Source organism: Oceanobacillus piezotolerans, assembly GCF_003665065.1.
Classification (GTDB): Bacteria; Bacillota; Bacilli; order Bacillales; family Amphibacillaceae; genus Oceanobacillus; species Oceanobacillus piezotolerans.
On record NZ_RCHR01000004.1, the window covers coordinates 252,102 to 274,654 of the forward strand.

The 22,553-nt window shown below is 38.2% G+C and carries 19 protein-coding genes; 5 read left to right on the forward strand and 14 right to left on the reverse strand.

The window, feature by feature from the left end:
- Nucleotides 1-11: 11 nt before the first annotated feature.
- Nucleotides 12-1,472, reverse strand: a complete 1,461-nt coding sequence (locus D8M04_RS12900) for a CoA-acylating methylmalonate-semialdehyde dehydrogenase (RefSeq protein WP_121523619.1) — start codon at nucleotides 1,470-1,472, stop codon at nucleotides 12-14.
- 164 nt (nucleotides 1,473-1,636) lie between these two features.
- The gene (locus D8M04_RS12905) at nucleotides 1,637-2,989 is read right to left on the reverse strand and encodes an aspartate aminotransferase family protein (protein WP_121523621.1); all 1,353 of its coding nucleotides are present in this window, start codon (nucleotides 2,987-2,989) and stop codon (nucleotides 1,637-1,639) included.
- 207 nt (nucleotides 2,990-3,196) lie between these two features.
- On the opposite strand from D8M04_RS12905, the gene D8M04_RS12910 reads away from it, so the two are divergent.
- Entirely contained in the window at nucleotides 3,197-4,840 is a 1,644-nt protein-coding gene (locus D8M04_RS12910; protein ID WP_121523623.1) for a PucR family transcriptional regulator, read from the forward strand.
- 140 nt (nucleotides 4,841-4,980) lie between these two features.
- Here the strand turns inward: D8M04_RS12910 and D8M04_RS12915 are convergent, their stop codons facing one another.
- The 12 genes from D8M04_RS12915 to D8M04_RS12970 all read right to left on the reverse strand — a co-directional run bounded on the left by D8M04_RS12915 (nucleotide 4,981) and on the right by D8M04_RS12970 (nucleotide 16,254).
- Nucleotides 4,981-5,628 carry a DUF6198 family protein gene (locus tag D8M04_RS12915; protein ID WP_121523625.1) on the reverse strand — a complete coding sequence of 216 codons (648 nt, stop codon included), beginning with the start codon at nucleotides 5,626-5,628 and terminating at the stop codon, nucleotides 4,981-4,983.
- A gap of 269 nt (nucleotides 5,629-5,897) precedes the next feature.
- On the reverse strand, nucleotides 5,898-6,650 hold the full coding sequence (locus tag D8M04_RS12920) for an SDR family NAD(P)-dependent oxidoreductase (protein WP_121523627.1): 753 nt from the start codon (nucleotides 6,648-6,650) through the stop codon (nucleotides 5,898-5,900).
- A 19-nt stretch (nucleotides 6,651-6,669) separates the two neighbouring features.
- Nucleotides 6,670-8,148: an alanine/glycine:cation symporter family protein gene (locus tag D8M04_RS12925; RefSeq protein ID WP_121523629.1), complete on the reverse strand. Its 1,479-nt coding sequence runs from the start codon at nucleotides 8,146-8,148 to the stop codon at nucleotides 6,670-6,672.
- 230 nt (nucleotides 8,149-8,378) lie between these two features.
- The gene (locus tag D8M04_RS12930; protein WP_121523631.1) at nucleotides 8,379-9,074 is read right to left on the reverse strand and encodes an SDR family oxidoreductase; all 696 of its coding nucleotides are present in this window, start codon (nucleotides 9,072-9,074) and stop codon (nucleotides 8,379-8,381) included.
- A 148-nt stretch (nucleotides 9,075-9,222) separates the two neighbouring features.
- Nucleotides 9,223-9,825, reverse strand: a complete 603-nt coding sequence (locus tag D8M04_RS12935; protein ID WP_121523633.1) for a short chain dehydrogenase — start codon at nucleotides 9,823-9,825, stop codon at nucleotides 9,223-9,225.
- A gap of 39 nt (nucleotides 9,826-9,864) precedes the next feature.
- Nucleotides 9,865-11,097: an NAD(P)/FAD-dependent oxidoreductase gene (locus tag D8M04_RS12940; RefSeq protein WP_121523961.1), complete on the reverse strand. Its 1,233-nt coding sequence runs from the start codon at nucleotides 11,095-11,097 to the stop codon at nucleotides 9,865-9,867.
- A gap of 2 nt (nucleotides 11,098-11,099) precedes the next feature.
- Entirely contained in the window at nucleotides 11,100-11,417 is a 318-nt protein-coding gene (locus tag D8M04_RS12945) for a (2Fe-2S)-binding protein (protein WP_121523634.1), read from the reverse strand.
- Nucleotides 11,401-11,682 carry a (2Fe-2S)-binding protein gene (locus tag D8M04_RS12950; RefSeq protein ID WP_121523636.1) on the reverse strand — a complete coding sequence of 94 codons (282 nt, stop codon included), beginning with the start codon at nucleotides 11,680-11,682 and terminating at the stop codon, nucleotides 11,401-11,403. The genes D8M04_RS12945 and D8M04_RS12950 overlap by 17 nt, the downstream gene beginning before the upstream one ends.
- A 15-nt stretch (nucleotides 11,683-11,697) precedes the next feature.
- Entirely contained in the window at nucleotides 11,698-12,486 is a 789-nt protein-coding gene (locus D8M04_RS12955) for an aspartate/glutamate racemase family protein (RefSeq protein WP_246001239.1), read from the reverse strand.
- Between the two features lie 73 nt (nucleotides 12,487-12,559).
- The gene (dapA, locus tag D8M04_RS12960; protein ID WP_121523638.1) at nucleotides 12,560-13,489 is read right to left on the reverse strand and encodes a 4-hydroxy-tetrahydrodipicolinate synthase; all 930 of its coding nucleotides are present in this window, start codon (nucleotides 13,487-13,489) and stop codon (nucleotides 12,560-12,562) included.
- A 24-nt stretch (nucleotides 13,490-13,513) separates the two neighbouring features.
- Nucleotides 13,514-14,695 (reverse strand): NAD(P)/FAD-dependent oxidoreductase, encoded by a 1,182-nt coding sequence (locus D8M04_RS12965; protein ID WP_121523640.1) that lies wholly within the window; start codon nucleotides 14,693-14,695, stop codon nucleotides 13,514-13,516.
- Nucleotides 14,696-14,736: 41 nt separating this feature from the next.
- Entirely contained in the window at nucleotides 14,737-16,254 is a 1,518-nt protein-coding gene (locus tag D8M04_RS12970; protein ID WP_121523642.1) for an aldehyde dehydrogenase family protein, read from the reverse strand.
- Between the two features lie 163 nt (nucleotides 16,255-16,417).
- Between D8M04_RS12970 and D8M04_RS12975 the strand changes: the two genes are divergently transcribed.
- The 4 genes from D8M04_RS12975 to D8M04_RS12990 all read left to right on the forward strand — a co-directional run bounded on the left by D8M04_RS12975 (nucleotide 16,418) and on the right by D8M04_RS12990 (nucleotide 22,341).
- The gene (locus D8M04_RS12975; RefSeq protein WP_121523644.1) at nucleotides 16,418-17,287 is read left to right on the forward strand and encodes a LysR family transcriptional regulator; all 870 of its coding nucleotides are present in this window, start codon (nucleotides 16,418-16,420) and stop codon (nucleotides 17,285-17,287) included.
- A gap of 319 nt (nucleotides 17,288-17,606) precedes the next feature.
- On the forward strand, nucleotides 17,607-19,013 hold the full coding sequence (locus D8M04_RS12980) for an amino acid permease (protein WP_121523646.1): 1,407 nt from the start codon (nucleotides 17,607-17,609) through the stop codon (nucleotides 19,011-19,013).
- Between the two features lie 662 nt (nucleotides 19,014-19,675).
- The gene (locus D8M04_RS12985; RefSeq protein WP_121523648.1) at nucleotides 19,676-20,974 is read left to right on the forward strand and encodes a CitMHS family transporter; all 1,299 of its coding nucleotides are present in this window, start codon (nucleotides 19,676-19,678) and stop codon (nucleotides 20,972-20,974) included.
- A gap of 266 nt (nucleotides 20,975-21,240) precedes the next feature.
- The gene (locus D8M04_RS12990; protein WP_121523650.1) at nucleotides 21,241-22,341 is read left to right on the forward strand and encodes a hypothetical protein; all 1,101 of its coding nucleotides are present in this window, start codon (nucleotides 21,241-21,243) and stop codon (nucleotides 22,339-22,341) included.
- The last annotated feature ends 212 nt before the right edge of the window (nucleotides 22,342-22,553 follow it).

A 22,553-nucleotide genomic window follows, 5' to 3' on the forward strand; every position in this document is an offset into this window, starting at 1 on the left:
AATTTACTAATTTACACCCATTTGGTCGTAATAACCTTCTTCCGTGTATAAAAGTTCAATCCATCTTTTCCATTAGCATGCAAGTCACCATAGAAGGAATCTTTCCATCCGGAGAATGGGAAGAATGCCATTGGTGCGGGTACACCGATATTAACACCGAGCATGCCAGCATCAATTGTTTCACGGAACTTGCGAACATTTCCACCATCTCTTGTGAAAATACAAGCTCCGTTTGCAAAACGTGATTGATTGGTTAAAGAAATCGCGTCGTCAAGATTCTTCACACGTGCAATCGATAATACTGGTGCAAAGATTTCATCCTGCCAAATCTTCATTTCAGTTGTTACACCATCAAAAATCGTTGGTCCAACGAAGTATCCTTGTTGTTTAACTGCTTCATCATTTCTTCCGTCTCGGACCAGTTTTGCCCCTTCGTTTTCACCAGACTCTATATAGCTTAGTGTCCGTTCTTTATGCTGCTCACGAATGACTGGTCCTAGGAAAATGCCTTCATCTAACCCATTGCCGATTTCAATTTCATCCGCTTTTTGAGTTAGCAATGAAATGAATTCATCAGCAATCGATTCCTCTACTGCTACTACGGATGCTGCCATACAGCGCTCTCCTGCAGAACCGAATGCAGCATTCATAATTTGCGTCGTTGCGTTTTCTAGATTGGCATCACTTAATACGATGGAATGGTTTTTCGCACCAGCCAGAGCTTGAACACGTTTTAGGTTTTCCGTTCCACGTTTGTAAACATACTCGGCCACTGGCTGAGATCCTACGAAGGAAATCGCTGCTACTTTTTCATGATCTAATAGTCCATTCACAACGTCATGTGCTCCGTGAACAATATTAAATACACCAGCTGGCAGCCCAGCTTCCTCTAATAATTCTGCTAAGCGATTTGCCAATAGTGGCGTGCGTTCAGATGGCTTTAATACGAACGTGTTTCCTGTAGCAATTGCCATCGGGAACATCCAGCACGGCACCATCATTGGGAAGTTAAATGGAGTAATCCCGCCAATGACACCTATTGGATAACGATATACACCAGATTCTAGGTCGGTTGCAATCGATGGGAGCTGCTCTCCCATCATAAGAGACGGTGCTCCTGCTGCGAACTCGACATTTTCAATTCCACGTTGAACTTCTCCGTATGCTTCCGTAAAGTTTTTTCCGTTTTCAATGGTAATTAACTTTGCTAGTTCTTCCCAATTGTCTACTAGTAGTTGCTGGTATTTAAATAGAATTCGAGCTCGTCGGGGTACAGCTACTTCTTTCCAAGACTCGAATGCTTCTGCCGCTACCTGTACTGCCTGATCTAAATCCTCGTGTGTTGAAATAGGTACTTGTGCAATCACTTCGCCTGTTGCCGGATTGTACACAGGTTCCGTTCTATCTGTTTTAGCTTCTATCCATTTCCCACCTATATAATTTTTAACTTCTTTTACTGTTGTTTGTGTCAATTGGAATCCTCCTAGCACTTTTGTATTTCTATTAATAATCAAATAGTTTACTAGCTTCACAATATTCTAATTCCCAGGAAATTGCAACCAATGATAAGGAACATCGCCATGGATGATTCATTGTTCTTGCCTTTTTTGACACCCCTTATTCTTAAGGTTTCTTGCTACATATTATCGTTAAAAACTTGTTTTAAAATTGAAATAATGAATTCAATATCTTCATCTTTAGATGATAATGGAGGGCTAAGCGTTAAGATATTATTATAACCGGAAACGGTATCTCCGTTTTTCCCAATAATTAGTCCCCTATCCTTACAATCTGCAATCAGCTTACCAACGCGCTCTTTTGAACCGGGTTCCTTGGTATGCTTATCCTCGACAATTTCAATTCCAACGACTAAACCAATCCCACGGATATCTCCAATATATGGATGAATTTTCAATTCATCTAGTTCGTTCAAGAGACGTTCCCCTAATTCTGCAGATCGATCAACTAGATTTTCCTTTTCCATAATCTCAATGTTCTTCAAGGCTACTGCACATGCGGCTGGATTTCCGCCAAATGTATTTACATGACGAAAATGGCTATTTTCTTCCTTGCTCTTGAAGGTCTCGTATATGTCCTTTCGAATAGCGGTTACTGATAAAGGCAAATACGCGCTGGTTAACCCTTTTGCCATGGTAATCATATCTGGCTTAATATTAAAGTGTTGATGTCCAAAGGTTTTACCAGTTCTGCCAAATCCACAAATTACTTCATCAATGATGAGAAGCACTCCATGGCGTTTACAAATTCTTTCCACTTCTTGTACATAAACAGGATGTGGAATAAGAATGCCTCCACCAGTGATTAGTGGCTCCATAATTACCGCCGCTATGGTTTCCTTTTGCTCCCAAATGATGGTTTCTCCTATTTCTCTTGCTCTTTGTAAATTATATTCCTCAACTGATATATTATCTGGTTTGCGATAATTATCCGGTGGAGCAACATGTAAAAATCCTGAAGAAAGTGGTTCATATTTATATTTTCTTAATGCTTGCCCTGTGGCTGAGAGTGCTCCCATGGAACTGCCGTGATAAGCCCGATAGCGGGAAAGAATTTTAATACGATTGGCATCCCCATTTTGCTGATGATATTGACGTGCGACCTTAAAGGCTACTTCATTAGCATCTGAACCACTGTTGGAATAAAAGATCATATAGTTGTCATCAAGCATTTCATTTAATTTTTCTGCTAACTGTATTGCTGGAAGATGACTTTGGGTCATTGGAGTATAGGCCATTTTTTTAATTTGGTCATATGCAGCCTGCGCTAATTCCTCTCGCCCGTAGCCAACATTGACACACCATAATCCAGACATTCCATCCAGGTACCTGTTTCCATTATGATCGGTAATCCAAGAACCTTTTCCTTCCTCCACGATCATTGGAGGATTCTCTGCACTATAAGGTGAGATATGATGCCATACATTTTTACGGTCCTTTTCAACAAGTGATTGCATTTCAATAGTTTCCATGCCTACCTGCTCCTTCCATTCTTATATTTGCTTTTTTACGAAGTGTCTACCTTTAAACGTCTTTTCGTTATTTCATATGGTCCAATTCTTATATTTGACATCACTTAACTGCTATTACATACTTATTTTATGTTATATTAAGAATATTATCACTTTACATAAAGTAAAATCATCTCACTATTTCTTTTACACATTGGAGGGCTTTCCATGAAGGTTTGGACAGTGACCGTAAATGATATATTAAAGAGGGATATATTTAAACATGCGAAATTAATAGCTGGGGAAAATGGCAAACATCGGGAAATTAAATGGACTCATATTTTAGAGATGGATGAATTTGATGAGTTTATTAATGGCGGGGAATTGATTCTAACCACAGGATCTAACATCGCATTTGATTCACCTGCCGGAATACCAAAGATTAAAAGATTAATAGAGAAAAATGTTGCAGGGATATGTATTGAATTAGGAACGCATGTGAAAGAAATCAACCCTGAAATTATCCAGACTGCTGATCAACATCATTTTCCTATCATTACATTTCCACACATTGTTAAATTCGTAGATATCACCCAAGACCTGCATACTATTATTATTAACCAGCATCATCAAATGCTGAAACAGCTTCATCATCTCTCCAACCAATTTAACGAACTATCACTAGAACCAAACGGAGTTTTAAAAATAATTAAAAAGCTGCATGAACATTTTCATACAACTGTTCTGCTAATTACCGATGATAAAAAAACGTATTACTCTCCTCTTCAAAACAATGAACGATTGGAAACGATTCGATCTTTTATGAACAAATCAATGAACATAGAAGCCTATAAGGATTTTTTATTGGATAACGAATATTATACCGCCTTTCCGATTAAAGGACTCGGGCATTCATGGGGGAATCTTTGTTTACAAGAGAAATCAGAGAACTTGGATGAATTTTCATTTTCGGTACTGGATCGTGCTTCCTTAGCCATTGCACAAATTCTCCTTAGAAACAGAACAATAGAGGAAAGAAAACAGAATCAAGAAGAAGAAATCGTTCAGAAATTATTACACGGTGAGGAATACGAATCATCTATTGCTCATAAGATTCTGCCTGCTCCTGCTAAGAATCTTTATTACAGGTTGATTCTCGTTGAAAATCATACCCATGAAGAATACTTCAATAAAGATGATTGGGAAGAAATAAAGCTTCAACAGTCTATAATAATAAGATCGTTATTTAAGAAATACGGCTTCTTTCCCGCAATGTCTGTAACAAAAAATAAAATTGCAGTAATTGCTTCTTTCTATAAGAACAGCAATGCCCAAAAAGATACAGATCGTTTTATTCTAGTGTCTAAAGAAATAAACCATATTTATGAAAAGAACATTTTTCATGGGAATGAATGCAATATCGGAATTAGTAGTTTTCAAAAAGATTACGCAAATGTAGCTAGCTGTTATAAAGAAGCAAACAACGTCCTCTTTATACAGAAAAAGCAGATTTTGAAGGCTCTATTCTATGAAGAAATTGGGGTTTATCGTCTGTTATCTAAGCTTAGTCAAGAAGAGTTAGAATCCTATGCAGCAGAATACTTAGGGCCACTATTGGAATATGACGAAAAAATGAATGGAAATTTATTATTAACTCTTTCCGTATTCCTCGAGACAATGGGCTCCAAGAAAGAAACAGCTGACCGTCTCTTTATTGTCCGGCAAACCCTTTATCACCGTTTAGATAAAATCAAAGAGTTACTAGGAGAAGATTTTATGGAGCCTATGAAACGGCAGGCGATTGAGATGGCGACATGTGCTTACGCTCTCCTTAATAACAATAGTAATTTTAGTGAATTTACTAAGCAATGATCTTAGATTGAAGAACCGAGCAAAAATCAGCCCGGTTCTCCTCTGATTTATTACTCCATAATGTGCTACCAGCTTAAATACCGAATACAATGAACTCATCTTCTCTACACTCTACCCCCCGAAACAAACTCAAAACCACCTTATGTCGAGTGCATATTCTGCGTAGAAGTACGAGGAATCACTATCCAACGATTATACTGATCAATTAAAAACCCAATCCCAGCCATAAATAAAAACGTACCTGGACCAAGACCAGTAACATCGTTTCGATAAAGAATAATAACGAGACTTATGGATAACGGAATGGCCGTACACAAGATGGTTCCTGTTGTATAATTGTTCATTAGCTTTCCGAACGCCTTCAGCAAATAATCAGCTGGCAAATATACAGTGCTTGATTGAAAGTAAATGCATAAAGCCACTGCAATAAGGTTAAGACCGATAATTAAGTATATGTAACGAATTGTCATTTCCCCTGGCACATATGTATGTTGATGGATATAGATAAACAAATCGATTAATAGTCCAAACACGATAGTTAGGGCCATACTTTTGATAATCATTGCCAAGGTAAATTTTACCTTCATAAAATAACTTAATACAAACGAGAAAAAGTTCAAAATAATAATACATACTCCAACGGAAAACGGTAAGATATGCACTAGATTTTCTCCAGCAGTTGCCCAAGGTGCACTTCCTAAATTAGCTACGATCATAAAGCTATTTCCTAAAGCGTTTAGAGTGATGGAACAAACAAACCATAATGAATTCTCATTTAGTCCTCTCATCTTGACCTCCACCTCTTCTCTCTTAATCAGAAAGCTTTAAGTTTATCTTTGATACCGTTCAATTTAGAAAAAGAGAGGACGAAAGTAAAAATAAAACTTGGTATAATTCTAATCTTATTGGAATAAAAGGCTATCTGCTACTAAACAACCATCTCTTGCTTCTAATTTCTTTTACTTAAGATAAAAAACTTATAAAAGATTTGACGCTGTTCATAACAGATAGCCTAGTCTATTATCCTCGTATACCAAATCAATATTGTTGCTAGATACTACTTAACTGAGTATCCCCCATCAATAAATAAGTGAGTACCCGTTATAAAAGAAGATTCATCAGATGCTAAAAAGATGGCAGCACCCAACACATCATTTGGCTTTCCAATGCGATTTAACATAGTAAGTGCGGCTTCTTTTCTAGCAACTTCTTCATCCAGTAAACGCCCTGCCGTTAAGTTGGTTTGGATTGTACCCGGTGCTATTGCATTCACCCTAATATTATAACCACCTAAATCATACGCCATATGCCTCGTCATCGAAGCGACAGCGCCTTTAGAGGCACCATATTGAACAGCATTTGGCTCCGCTAATACAGAAGTAGTAGAAGAGACATGAATAATGGAACCTTTTCCTTGTTTAGCCATAACTCGTGCAGCTTCTTGACTGCATAAGAATACCCCTTTTGCATTGACATCCATTACTTTTTCGTAATCCTCTTCAGATAATTCCAAGAATGGTTTTCTGATAGTAATCCCAGCATTAGCCACCATGATATCTACATTGGAAAACGCATACAATGTTTGTTGGATTAAATTTTCAACCGAGTCTTTTTTGGCTACGTCTACCTCTACAGCTAGCCAATGTTCTTGCTCATACCCAGAATTGATTGCTTCTCTCTCTGCACCGCTAATATTGATATCCGCGAATACAACTTTCGCTCCTTCTTTGAGGAATCCTTTAGCTATTGCTGCACCATTACCAGAGCCAGCCCCCGTAATTATTGCTACTTTATCTTTCAATCGCATCATCCTCTACTCCTTTCCACCTTTATATTATTCGGATCTTTTCATCAGTGGGCTCATTATTATTTTTCACCTGTTCTTCCCAAAAATCTGCATTTTTAATATTAAGCTTGATCGGATCGAATACTGGGTCTATACCAGCTTTTCTTTGCTCCTTATAATCTTTTAAAACCTTCAACGCTGGTTTTCTAAGGAGAACTATGGCGAAAATATTTAAATATGCCATACTTCCTAAACCGATATCACCTAATGCCCATGCCGTACTTGTAGCTACAATGGATCCAGTAAATACAAAAATTAACACTAAAAACTTTAATAGACTCCCACTCCATCGTTTACTTATCTTCTTCTTGCTGATGATATACGCTAATGATGTTTCTGATTTATAATAATAGGAAACCATTGTGGTAAAACAGAAGAACAGTAAAGCAAATGCAAGAAATGGATAGCCGAATCCAGGAAGAACATTATCAACAGCAAGTTGAACATTTATAGCGCCAGCTTCTACACCCGGAACATTTGTAACAACTGCATCTTGACCGCTTGGATGAACATTAAACATACCTGTAATCAGAATCATAAAAGCTGTCGCAGAACAAATAACCCATGTATCGATATATACCGCCAATGCCTGTACGAGCCCCTGTTTGGCAGGGTGAGATACTTCTGCGGCAGCTCCTTCATAGGTTTCACCACCAGAGCCAGCAGCATTAGAGAAGAATCCTCGCTGTACTCCCCAAGCAACCGCAGAGCCAACTAATCCACCAAACGTAGAGTTTAAGCCAAAAGCACTGGAGAAAATTAACTGAAATACTTCAGGGATAAAAGTAAAGTTTGCGATTAATACAATGGCACAAACAACGATATAACCAATAGCCATAATCGGTACAATAAATTCTGCAGTTTTCGCTATCCTTTTTGTACCACCAAAAACAATCAATGCCAGTATTGCAACTAAAAACAAGCCTACAATAAATGGCGGAATTCCAAATGCTCCTTCCATCGATACTGCAATGGTATTCGATTGAATGTTCATTAATAGAAAGCCATTTGCTACAATGGTCAGGATCGCGTATGCAATAGCTAACTTTTTAAATCCTAGTCCTTTTTCGATATAATAAGGCGGCCCACCACGATATTCACCGTCTATTTTACTCTTATAGATTTGTGCTAGGGAGATTTCAATAAATGAAGTGGCTGCTCCTAAGAATGACATCACCCACATCCAAAAAACCGCACCAGGCCCCCCTAAAGCAATTGCTGTTACGACCCCAGCAATATTCCCAGTTCCTACTCGACTTCCTAATGACATCGATATCGCTTGAAAAGAGGATACACCACTTTTTGAATCCTCTCTGTTAAACATTAATTGAATCATGTCTTTAAAATGGGTTACTTGTACGAAGCGGGTAATGATGGTAAAAAATAATCCGATTGCTAGGAAAGCATAAATGAAATATTGATTCCAGACTAATCCACTAATCCACCCTACTAATTCTCCCATGATAACCTCCTATTAACATATGATTTAGATTACCCATTTCAAACTAGAATTCTTTAATCATTTTTATTATTAATAATATTCTAATTTTTGGTAGTATACTGTTCTCTCTAGTGAAATAACTAAAATTAACACTTTATATTTTCATTTCGTTTAGAATTGTATTTACTCTATAAAACTTACTTTGGCCTTACATACTACTTTAACTGAATAAGTATTCAGTATTTAGAGTTTTAGTAGTTATGATTTAGAATGGTAATATCCTTTACATACATCTTGTTTTGGTTTTTCAGACTATCAATAATGATATCAGCCACATCATCAGGATCTATAAATTGTGCCAACCTTTCCTCATCGATGTCTTTTTCCCATAGTTCTGTTTTCATATTTCCCATATAAGCAGAATGAATTTTAATATTCGTATTCGACAATTCCGCTGTAACTGCATCAGAAAACCCACGAACTCCGAACTTACTAGCACTATAAACACTTTCCGTTTCCTTCGCTACTTTTCCTGACCCTGAGACAATATTTATTATTTGTCCTTTATTTTGTTCTCTCATGTATACTAATGCTTCTTGTGTGCAGAATATGGTACCCTTTAAGTTTGTATCAAGCATTTGAATAATTTCCTCTTCGTTTAGCTCTTCTAAATACTTAAAGATTCCTACTCCCGCATTATTAATCAGACAATCTATGGAGCCACGATTATGCTTTATCTCTTCCATAACATTTCTTACACTTTTTTTGGATCTCACATCTACTTCATAAATGGAATAATCACCTTTTAATTCTGAAGCCGTGACTGTTAGCTTTTTCTTTGTTCTGCCTAATAAACATACATGACTACCCAACAGTGAAAATTTTTTTGCTAAAGATGCACCTAGGCCGCTTCCAGCGCCAGTAATTACAACAGTACTATACTCCAATTTCAGCCCCCCTCTTATAAAGGAATCACATGATTCCACATATGATCCTTCATTTATCTGATAGTTATATCTTTTTCATGTACATTAATGAAATAGACTAATGATTGTTTGTCAGATTATGTCCTCTAGAAAGCTACTATAATCACATCTAGTAAACATTGTAGCTCTGCCCTGTTTGCGCTCCTAAAATACTCTTTTTAAAAGCCAATGCCACACTTTTCGATTTAACAGGTTCTGCTCCTACAAATAAAGAACCGTATTTTTCAATAGATTCTTCAAGTACATTTGGGCTTACACTATTAATACGAATTCCCCTCGGAAGCTCAATTGCGGCTGATTTTACAAAAGCACGAACACCACCGTTTGCCATAGCGGATGATGCTGCACTCACAAGTGGATCATCCATCAAGATACCAGTGGTTAATGTAATACTTCCATAGTCTCGAATATATTCTAAGCCAAGAAGCACCAGATTTATTTGTCCTAACAACTTACTATTTACTGAAATAAGATTCTGTTCAGGAGTCATTTCCTCCACTAATCCAAAATGGGCTGCTCCTGTTGTAGATACAAGTGCATCGATTTGACCAACCTCTTCAAACATTTGCTTGATGCTTTTGGTAGAAGTAATATCCACGGATACTTCAGAACTGCTGCGGCTAGCTGTAACAATTTCTACTTTCTCGCTTTTAAGCTCATTCACTACTGCTTTTCCTATTGTTCCGCTTGCTCCTACAACTAAAATTTTCATTTCTTCACCTCATTTTAAATTTGAGCTCTCCATCTTTGGCTATGAGATGGATCGTTTGGGACTCTCTGCTTTCCAATCTAATTCGAACTGCTGATAGATTAATTCCCGTGCTCTGGCAATATTCGGTTGAAATTGGATCAGAGCCTCTTCCCTTTCCTTTCTTACTGTCAATAAAGCCTCTTCTATAGCAGAATCGGAATGCTTCTTGTTACCTTTTATTTCAGATGCAATGGTAAGACCTGCTACAGTTCCTTGAGCCATTGCCACTTTTGCACTTTCAACTCCAGTTATATTCCCTGCGACAAAGAGATTTGGCTCATTTGTCTCCATTCGTTCACTATGAAGTGGAATATGCCCCCCCAGCTCATGAACAAATTTAAATTCACAACTAGTAAGCGCTGCCAATTCTGGTAATGGAGCTAACCCACCTGCTATACAAACAAAGTCAGCTTCAGTTATCCTCTCCGTATTCGGAATTATTTCCCCGTTTGATCTAATATTCACTGTCTTTACGCCTTTTACCTTTTTATCCCCTATAATTTCTGTTGCAGCCGTTTTGATTTTAATTGGAATATCCAAGATATTCATACCGTTTTTAGGATAAAATTTAACTGCTAGACTTGGATGTATATATTTCGCAACCCTTCCAGCTTGTCGTAGCAGTACCGACGGAGCCAAGTGGGTAAGCTGCAATAAGGATTCCATTACTTTTTCAGGAGTCCCACTGTGAGTCAAACTAGAGTTGGGTTGCGAAATAACAATTTCTTTTACTTCTACCCCACAAAGTCTTAATTCGTTTGCTATCGCAATCGAAAGAACGTTAGCACCAATAATGACACATGTGTTGCCAGGTTTCACTCGATGTACATTTCCCATCACTTGAGCTGCACCTATCGACATCACTCCAGGAATAGTCCAACCAGGAATTGGAGTTGGAACTTCCGTCGCTCCTGTTGCTAAAAGCAGCTTTTCCGTCTTTTCCATTCCCTCTGATGTGTAGACCTTCCATCCAAACTCGGATTGCTCTAAGTCATAAACAGATACACCAGATTCTATTTTCACTCCTAAAGTAATTGCTTTTTCATGCAGTCGATTCGCTACATCTATTCCATTCCACCATTCTCCATTTGGTTCTTGATGAAGCTGTCCTAGTAATCGGCCGCCAATTCTGTTAAACTCGTCAATGATTTTCACCTTCAAGCCTTCTCCAGCAGCTGCAATGGCAGCATTTAAGCCAGCGGGGCCAGCTCCTACAATCAGTAAATTCCACACCTTCATTCATTCCCTTCACTAAAACCAGATAGTGAATCAATTTCCATGCCGTGATAGACAGTTGTCAGACACGCCCGAACTACTTTTCTATCCTCTACTTTTACCCGGCATTCATAACAATGACCGATATTACAATATACTCCACGTGCGTTTCCACTTACTTCGTGCTGACGAAGCGCGTATACACCTTGTGCCATCATTGCGGATGCGATTGTATCTCCTTCATACGCATCATAGGGTTTCCCATTGAAGAAGATAGTAACCTGTTTTCGATCTGTTTGTTTCCCTAAAACTGGATGATGATCAACTCTCATTCTCATGTCCACCCCCAAGTACTTCAAAAGTGGCTGGGCGGATCGGAGACCGATAGCTCAATTGCAATTCATCTTTAATTGGTTCTCCGTTTGTCGCAGCAACAATTCGATCAATGACATTCCGACACGTTCTTCCACCACAATACCCCATTCCTGCTCTGGTACGTAATTTAACTTCCCTTGAAGAACAAGAATATTGCTCGATAGTGTCTACGATTGTCTCTAACGTTACTTCTTCACATCTGCAGACGATTGTCTTCTCTCCCGCCATTACATAACCCTCCTATTAAATGAAACCCTGATAAGGTTTCTGGGTCGTTGCCATATGCGCCCAATTTATCATTGTAATAAAGTCAAAAACGGGGAGCCCTGTTGCACGTTGGATGTCAGAGGCATACGGTGGCAAATCACTACACTCTAGTAAGATTGCACCGATATTCGGATTTTTCTTTAAGAGGTCCAAGGCAGCTTGAACAACTTCCTCTCGAACAATGTCATTATTAAAACTTCCTCTGCTCTCAATGATAGCCGAAAATTCTGGTAAATCTCCTAACCCTTTGACTTTAACAAAATCCGGATTAGTTATACCGCAGCTTCTAAATAAATGATCTGTAATTCCATGAATATCCGCGGTCAACATACCAACTTCCTGGTCTGCTTTTAACCCTGCCTTTATCCATGGTAACTGAATAACACTTGATAGATAGACAGGTATGTCAACAGCATTTGCAACCTGCTCTTGAAAATTGCCAAAAAATCCACATGCCGCACAAATCGCGCGTGCTCCTTCTGCCTCAAACTCTTTTGCTGCCCTTATAATATCGTCCACTAAGGTAGGATCTCCTACATGAATTCTTTCTTGATTGCAATTTGGCACTACTTTTAGCCGCACAGGAAAATCATAAGTGCTTAAATTAGCAACATTTCCTGGCAGAACAGGGTACCAGCAATCATCTAAATAGAGTATTCCAACTGAATAACCCGCTACATAGTGGCCTTTTTTCATCGTAATAATATTGCTTTCTTTTTCCTTCCCTAAATCCCCATGTTCACTTGTTAATGTATTTAAATTCAACGATGGCTCCCCCTTATAGTTTCGGAGAATATGCACTCTCCGAAACTATTACTATGTTTATATCTGAAAAGCACTAACTCGGAATAACAGATTTATCCTGTTCTTTAACTTTATATCCTAACTTTGTTAGTTCTTCTTTAATTCGTAATTTGATATCATCAGTAGGTTGTGTTAAAGGCTTTCTCACTTTTCCACCTTTGATTCCAACCAAGTCAAGGCCTGCTTTTACCGGTCCTGGATACGGATTTCCTTCCGCTTCCATTAATCCATAAATACCTGATAGTTTTTGATTTAATTCTCGCGCAGCTTGTAAATCGCTCTTCTCAACGACTAATTCATAAAGTTCTACCATTTCCTTAGGAAGCAAGTTAATAAGAATCCCAAATGCCCCCTGTCCCCCAATAGATAAAGAAGGAAGGATAAACGGTTCTTCTCCCGTAAATACCGTAAAGTTTTCAACATCCTTTGTCAGAGCCAAAACCTGACAGAAGTGTCCAAAATCAGCTGATTCTTTTACACTTACAATGTTTTCTTCCTGACTTAACTCGTAAATCAGTTCTGGTGAAAGGCAAACATTCGTCGCTCCAGGATAATTATAGATAACAATACCGATATCTGACTTTTCTGCTATTTCTTTGTAAAAATCACGGATTCCTTCTTCACTTGTCTGATGATAGTATGGAGGGAGTACAAGTCCCCATCTTACACCACATTCAGCAGCATAATTGGCAAGTTCAATTGTCTCCTGGGCAGTAGGGCCCCCAACACCTGCCATAACAGGAACTCTGCCTGCAGCATATTTACAGCCGGCTTTGATTAAGCTTTTACGTTCCTCTAATGACATCACATGATATTCCCCTGTAGTCCCTCCTACCAGAAGCCCATGGATTCCACTTTCAATTTGAAAATCAATTACTTCCTCATATGCCTGAAAATCAATACTTTCATCCTCATGAAATGGCGTGATTAATGGTACAATAAGTCCTTTTGGTGCAATACTCATTATTTATTCCTCCTATCCTTTTTCTTATGAAATAATCGCTTCTTGATAACGCGAGAATTTTAAACGACTGATATCAAAATCCGTTTCTTCTCCTGAAATCAACTGTGTAATCATTTTCCCTGTTATTGGCGCCATACTAATTCCATCACCTTCGTGTCCACCGGCAATATAGAACCCAGGGACTTCTTCTACTTCAGAAACGATTGGCAAATGGTCAATTACCCATGGTCTAACACCTGCATATGTTCGAATACAACTTACATTCTTTAACTCTGGCAAAAAGCGCATCGCTCGTTCCGCAATTCCTCTAACTACTTGATTTTCTGATCGGATATCGTATCCATTAAATGCACGATGACCCCCTACTAAATAGTTATCAGCATCTGTAGGTTCTATCGTAAAAGCAATATTATGATCTTCCACTAGTTTGCTAACGTTTCGCTTGTAATTGATATCCTCAAATTTAGATAGCATGTAACCAAACTCATGCACCTTTTGATTGACAATCTGATCTGTCTTTTCAGTGACAAGAATCATTCCTTTTCTTGGCCGGATAGGAATATCAATTCCAACCATGTCACCAATCCTACTGGCCCAAACACCAGCACAGTTTACAATTCTTTCCGTTTGGAATATTCCTCTGTCCGTGATCACCTTTTCAATCTGTCCTTTAACTCCACGGCTGATTTCACGAACTTCATGATTCGTAAATAAACTTAAACCGTATTTCTTTGCTTCCTCGATGAAGGCGTAGCAAACTAAGTAAGGATTCATAGTGGAGTCCACTTCTGTCCATATTCCACCAATTAAATCCTTCGCTAATTTTGGTTCTATTTCAAGCAGTTCCTTCTGATCAACAATCTGCAATCGATACCCATCACGATTTTGCTGGGCTGCATATCCTGTCGCGATCTCTAATTCTTGTTCTGTTTCACATACATATAAACTGCCACGCGATGCAAATTGAAAGTCGAATGATAGTTCTTTCGATAATTCTTTATACATTTCAATACTTCGATAACCAATTTCTGTATCCATACCGGGTTTTTTATCACTTATAAGCGCTACTGCATCACAGCGACTTGATGTTCCGTGAGCAATATCTCCCTTTTCTACTAAACCAACCTTGTATCCGGCTTTTGATAGATAATAAGCCGTGCTGCAACCAATAATTCCAGCTCCAATCACGATCACATCGAAATTCATGAGGTTTTCCCCCCTTTCTTTAGCTAATCTCCCCTACCTATTTAACCTTTATAAAATCCAGAAGGTTTGACTTCAAGGGCGATGTTAACCTGCTTTTTATACAAGTATTCTTCAAACCCGTATGTTCCTAAGTCTCCACCAATCCCACTTTGTTTGTAGCCACTCCATGGCGCTTCATTAAAGGTTGGATGGTACGTATTGATCCATGTAATTCCTGCTTGTAACTGACGAATCACGCGTTGTGCTTTTGCTCCGTCATTGGTAAACACTGCTGCTGCAAGGCCAAAGTCAGTACCATTTGCTAATTCAATTGCTTCTTCTTCCGTTTCAAACACTTGAATCACTAGAACTGGTCCAAATATTTCCTCCTGAACAATACGCATATCCGGAGTTGTATTGGTGAAAATCGTCGGTTCCACAAAGTTCCCTTTCTCAAGTTCACCTTCTGTGATTTGTCTACCTCCACATAAAAGCTCCGCGCCTTCTCCTTTGCCGATTTCCACATAATTTAGCACGTTCTCCAGATGTGATTTAGAAATCAGTGGTCCCATTTCTGTTGTTTCATCCCATCCTGGTCCAATCTTTATCTTTTTTGCTCTGGAAACTAACTCTGGTACGAATTTATCGTATATGCTCTTTTCAAGGAGTAAGCGTGAGCCTGCTGAACACACTTGACCTTGCCCTGCAAATATTCCTAACAGCGCATAATCTACTGCTGTTTCAAAATCTGCATCAGCAAAGACAATATTTGGCGATTTTCCACCAAGCTCTAAGCCGATCTTCTTTAAAGTATTTGCAGCATCTTTCATAATTTGCTTCCCTGTCGCTGTCCCACCAGTGAACGAGATTTTTTCAACGTCGGGATGATTGATTAACTCATTTCCAACCATTGACCCTGATCCAAGCACTAAATTCGCAACACCATTCGGAAGTCCTACTTCATCGATGATTTCAAACAGTCGAATCAATGTAAGTGGGGTCTGAGTTGAAGGTTTCACAACTACCGTGCACCCAGCCGCTAAAGCTGCTGACATTTTTTGTGCTGCCATTACGAGTGGGTAGTTCCATGGGACAATGATTGCGACAACACCAATCGGTTCACGAATAACCATCGCCTGAATTTCATCTGGTACTTCATATGTCTGACCATGAGGCTTTGTAGCAAGACCTGCATAGTATTGGAATTGATTGATAGCATCCTCCACATCCACAAGAGAATCACTAAAGATTTTCCCATTATTTAAAGTCTCAAGCATCGCTATTTCTTCTTTTCGTTCTTCTAGCTTGCTTGCAATTTTCAACAGATAATCTGCCCTCGCTCTTGCATATGTGGTCTTCCATCCCTTTTTATAAAAAGCTTCCTTTGCAGATTTTACCGCTGCATCAACTTCTTCTGCTGTACCTTGTGTCACCCTGCCGATAACTTCATTATTTGCAGGGTTGATTACCTCGCTCTCTTTACTTGAAGTGCTTACTATCCATTCCCCGTTAATGTACATTCTTTCAACAGAATCCTTATCGCGAAGAACAGACTTATCATGGCTAACTGTATTTAGCATTTTTCGAAACTCCCCTCTCCATAAAAAATTCCACCTTTGAAAACGAATACATTTTAGTTTATTTTGAATTAACTCTATATTTATGCTATATTATAAATCGTCATTAGTAAAATAACGATTTCAAATACTTACCATCAAATTTATTCATGATTGGAGGTACGAAATGAGTATTCAACGCTTGGAAATTTTAAACAAGGTCGTCCAATTACAAAATATAACGAAAGCTGCTACTGAGCTGAATCTTTCTCAATCTGGGATTAGCTATGCCATTAAAAATCTAGAGGAAGAATTAGATGTAAAACTATTAGTTCGAAATCGCTCTGGTGTTAAGCTAACGAAGGAAGGCGAAAGTATTTATAGGCACTCCCTGTTAGTAACGAATGCTTATGATAATTTACTCCAAGAGGCTGCTGCTCTAAAAGGGGTTGAAAAGGGAACGATTCATGTAGGCACTTTCGCAAGCGTTACCACGAACTGGATTCCAGAGATTATTACAGTTTTTAAGGAGGAATTTCCTGGAATTACTATTAAAATATATGAGGGGGATGATTATCTAAGCTTGGAAAGTGCAGTGTTATCAGGCGAGTTAGACTGTTGCTTTTCCATCGTTTCAGACAAAAGTCAACTTGATTATGTACCACTGCAAAAAGATAAACTTTATTGCATTGTTTCAAATGATAATCCACTTTGTAAACAAGAAGTGATGGAAATAAGTCAAATTGAAAATTATCCGTTGATTAAACCAAAAGCTGGCTGGGACAGTGAAATATCAAATTTTTTCAGCAGCCATAATCTTAATCCTGTTATTGCTTACGAGGTTTCAGATGATCAATCGATTCTTGCTTTAGTTCAGGCTAACCTAGGGATTAATATTCGACCTGGGCTTGTCCTCAAGAATCGTACATCGAATATAACAGCACTGGATTTAGAGGAAGATGCTTACCGGATGATTGCATTAGCGACAGGAAGTCACGTATCACATGCAACGGAAAAGTTTATTTCCATTGTTACCGAGTTATTTCAAGAAGTTTGATGAATGGTGTATACTTCAAATGCAACTGACCTTGTTGCCGGTCTTATCACTATGGAAAGATGGATCCCTCTATCATAGACCGTCTTCTTAATGATATATCCGAAGTTTACTAAGAGTAGCAGGAACTCTACTACTCTCCTTATGTCTCTTTAACATTTTGTATACTATTATTTCCTGCTCTATTACAGTTTGTCTATAGACTCTTTTGTCATAATTTAGGTATGATTAATTTTAACAAGTGTAAGTTAATTCGCTGTTTTGTAAGCGCTTAAATCCCAATCCCGTGATGAATTACAGTAAATTTCAAGGAGGAGTTTTGATGAGTGAACAGCAAGGTGAGCTAAAATCAGATTTAAAGATACGACATATTAGTATGATTTCGATTGCTGGGGTTATTGGAGCAGGATTATTTATGGGTAGTGGTGCCATTATAAATTCTTCTGGACCTGGAGCAATTCTTTCTTATGCACTTGCAGGATTAATTGTCGTTTTTGTTATGAGAATGCTTGGCGAAATGGCTGCAGCCAATCCTACAAGTGGCTCATTTTCAACCTATGCGAGCGAAGCCATTGGACCATGGGCTGGTTTTACCATTGGATGGTTATATTGGTTCTTTTGGGTTGTAGTTATTGGAATTGAAGCAATTGCTGGTGCTGCAATCATGAACTATTGGATTCCTGACTTCCCTCTTTGGTTAATGGCACTCATATTAACTGTTTTACTTACGATTACCAATCTATTTTCTGTTAAATCCTTTGGAGAATTTGAATACTGGTTTGCACTTATTAAAGTTATTAGTATTGGACTATTTCTTGTCCTTGGTCTTTCCGTTATATTTGGATGGTATCCTGGAGTGGATGCTCCTGGCACCTCAAATCTATTAGGCAATGGCGGATTTTTGCCAACTGGGTTTGGCGCCGTTCTAATGGGGATTGTTGTGGTTATCTTTTCTTTCATGGGAACGGAGATTGTGGCCATTGCCGCTGGAGAATCAGAGCAACCGGCAAAATCTGTTCGCATTGCGACCAATAGTGTCGTTTGGAGAATTCTCGTTTTCTATATCGGTTCTATTGCCCTTGTGGTTACTTTATTACCTTGGAATTCAGCGAATATACTTGTGAGCCCATTTGTCGCAGTTCTCGATTATATTGGAATACCAGCAGCCGCACAGATTATGAACTTTGTTGTGTTAACCGCCGTCCTTTCTTGTCTCAACTCTGCATTATATGCGAATTCCCGTATGTTATATGGAATGGCAAAAAAAGGAGAAGCACCAAAGGCATTCTTGAAATTGAGTAAAAAAGGCGTACCTGCTAGAGCGATTCTATTTAGTACATTGTTTTCCTATATTGCTGTCATCTTCAGTTATATTTCACCAGATAAGATCTTTTTATTTCTTGTCAATTCATCAGGTGCTGTTGCTCTCTTTGTTTATCTAGTGATTGCCGTCTCTCAATTACGAATGCGAAAGAAACTCGAACTTGAGAACCCTGAGGCATTAGAAATTAAGATGTGGCTATTCCCTTATCTTACCTATGCGACGATCATCTGTATTTCAGGCATCTATATCGCTATGTTCTTCATTGAATCATTACGATTACAGGCAGTACTTACTTTGCTAGTTGTCGGTATAACGATTGCTTCCTATTTCTTGTTTGTAAAGAAAAAAGAAGTTGCAGAAAATTTGTCGAATAGCTTAGCACAATCCGCTTCACGTACAAAGTAAGGAGATAGAGCAAAAATTGAAACGGCGTAATCCATCGCGTTTCGATACTTCCTTATCATCCGCGTCGACAGTGGAACGTTATATTTAATTTTGATAAATATATATGTTTTTTAAAGAGCTCTGCATTTAGACTATGCAGAGCTTTTAAGCGATTTCACATAATCACAAAGGTAAAATGATCCAGTTACGTACCTCAACAGAATAAAAACAGAGATCAAGTTCCAATAAATCAGGCCACAACCCTATACTCTCCTAGCTCACTCTGCAACTGATTATGATTGCCCTTGTTTTCTCAATAAGAAGATCCTCACATACAGTAAACCAGTTTAACTGAACCCATTAGATCATCTTTCATTACTTTAAAAAATTTCGTCTATATTATTTAGACTAGTAATTCAGAAAGAAAGATTTAACACCGTCAATCACTTCTTTTAAAAAAACTCAAAATATTCTATACTAAAAACTTATTTTTCCATGTATAATATTAAAATCATCGAAATTTCAGATAACGTGACTGATTATGGGATTTAAAGATGATAAAACAACAGGGGAGAGGATAACAGACAGAAAACTTTTTTCTTTAGTCTATCTGAATACTGAAATTATTTAACTTATTCTACTAAACATTTAACTTCTATGTTGTTTAAAAGGGGGAAATTTTAATGCTGTCTTTTCTGGGATTTTTGATGATTGCTACGTTTCTATTTTTAGTCATTACGAAACGCCTTTCCGTTGTTGTGGCCTTTGTCCTTGTTGCTGTTGTTTTTGCCCTAATTAGTGGGTTTAGCCAAGAAATGGGACAGATGATGATGGATGGTATTATCACCGTTACACCTACAGCCATTATGATCGTTTTTGCGATTCTTTACTTCGGATTGATGATTGATGTTGGATTATTTGATCCAATCGTTGCGCGAATACTTCGTTTAGTGAAGGGTGACCCGTTAAAAGTTGTTTTGGCAACTGCTATTATTACTATCGTTGTTGGCTTGGATGGAGATGGTTCCTCCACATTCATGATTACCGTCTCAGCAATGCTTCCTCTTTACAAAAGATTGGGGATGAATCGCCTCATATTGGCATGTGTCGTTTCATTAGCTGCTGGAATCATGAATATTATTCCTTGGGGTGGACCGTTAGTAAGAGCGGCAGCCAGCCTTCAAGTAGAAGTCTATGATTTATTTATACCGCTTATCCCGATTATGATTGCTGGACTCATATGGACACTTTTTTCAGCTTATATACTGGGCATGAAGGAACGGAAACGATTAGGAATTATTGAACCGGAAGCTTTTATGGAATCACCGGAAATGGCTGCTGCAGCAGAAGCAGGTAAGGGTGTTTCTAAAATGTTTTGGTTTAACTTAAGTTTAACGCTTGTGCTTATGACCATGTTAGTCATGCAAGTATTACCGATTCAAATTTTATTTGCCGTTGCGTTTGCGATCGCTTTGCTTGTAAACTACCCTAAACCAAAAGATCAGCAAGCGATGATTTTAAGTCATGCAAATAACTTTGTGTTAATTAGTACGCTAGTTTTCACAGCAGGAATATTCACTGGTGTATTCAGTGGAACTGGAATGATGGACGCGATGGCTGCTACAATTGTTTCGGTTATTCCGGAATGGCTTGGAGCACATTTGCCTTTAGTCGTGGCGCTTACAAGTATTCCACTTGGTTTCGTCTTTTCGCCTGATGCCTATTATTTTGGAATTCTTCCTATCATTAGTCAAACAGCAGCAAGTTTTGGGATCGATCCAGTTGAAATAGGAAGGGCAGCACTATTAGGTCACTCTACCGTTGGATTTCCATTGTCTCCATTAGTTCCAGCCACCTTTGTTCTTATTGGATTAGTTGGGGTAGATTTTGGGGATCATCAAAAATTCCTTTTCAAATGGGCTTATGGGTCGTGCATCGTCATGACGATTGCCGCAATTTTGCTAGGGGTTATTTCATTTTAATAGCTAATCAGCTTAGACCTTCCTCTTTTACTTTTAGAGGATACCTCCGATAGTTAAGGTGTAAGTACCTTAATTTTATCTAAAGGTGTCCTTTTTGTTTTTGAAGATTAATATTATAAACAATTGGAGATAAACTCAGCCTACTCACTGAAGGTTCATTAGCAGATGAATTTGTGAACAATTTCAAACAATCAAAACAGAAGCGTATCCTGCTCCCTATATTTCAGTATAATAATAGTAAATATACAAAGAAAGCAGGGAGTGCAATGACAACATCATTTTCCATTAACCAGGTTTTCATTGGAAGAATCTTAATTTTCCTTATGCTGATTCTTGTTCCCAATCTGCTGATTATGCAAGGCGGAGCTGCCGGCCCAGTTAATGATGTTCTTGGTCTCGGTACTGCGATTGATCTTGTTGTAGTTTTACCGATTGTTCTCTTCTTTTTCGGATCTCGGAAAAGGGGTTCGGTTCTAGTATTATTTTTTCTAATGTTCTTAGGTCTGTTGCTTGCTAATTGGATCATACCAAGTGAAGCGAACGGTTATCTTAGTTATTTCAACTACTCCATCATTACTCTCGAGGCACTCATCATTATGGTTGAAGTCCTCATTTTTGCTATGATCTTAAGGAAATTGCCTGCCTTTCTAAACAACTTCGAAACAGAGAAAAATACCCATTATCACTTCTTATTAAGTTTCACTGCCTCTATTCAGCGAACCTTTGCATTTAAAAACAGCAAATTAAACAAGTATCTACTATTACTGCGTGTTTTAGCTACGGATATCGCAGCAATCTATTACAGTATATTTAGCTGGAGAAGAAAGGCTCCTGTTCTAGAAGGTGCAAGTGTTCGATCCTTTACCTTTCATAAAGATGGTGCATATTTGGGTGTGTTTCTTATGTTGGTTCATGCGATGCTGATTGAAATAATAGCAATTCACTTCATAGTCTTGCAATTTAGCCATGTTTTTGCCTGGATTATTACAGCAATAGATATTTATGCGTTGTTGTTTATCATTGCAGACTATCAAGCTATTCGCCTCTCTCCAGTCATTGTAGATCGAGAAGGGATTCGTTTCCAAAAGGGAATTCGGCAATATGGATTTATTTCTTTTCAAGACATGGAAATGATTTGCGAAAATACAAAGACCGTAAAAGAAGTCGACCAAGACAAGAAAGGTATTTCCCTTGCACTCCATGGACTGGAAAAAGAACAAATTCCTTATGTGGTTAAACTTAATAAATCCGTTGAAGTGTATCAATTCTTTGGTAAGCGGAAAATGGTTGACTCTCTTTACTTTAAGATGGATGATTCTAGGCAGTTTATAGAATGTGTAGAGGACGGGATTGCAAAAAGCCGATAAAGTATCGGCTTTTAAAATTTTTATTGGAACCTTCTTTTTAATTGACTGCTAGTACACCATATTGAAGAAAGTTGATCTAATTCCATAAAGGTTAATCCTAATCTCCTAAAAGTTACTCCGAAATCTCAACAAGTTGATCGACTTAGAATGAAAGTCCATCAGAGTCCCTGAAATCTTGAGCATCATCGACTCAAAGTTGCTCCAGAGATTTA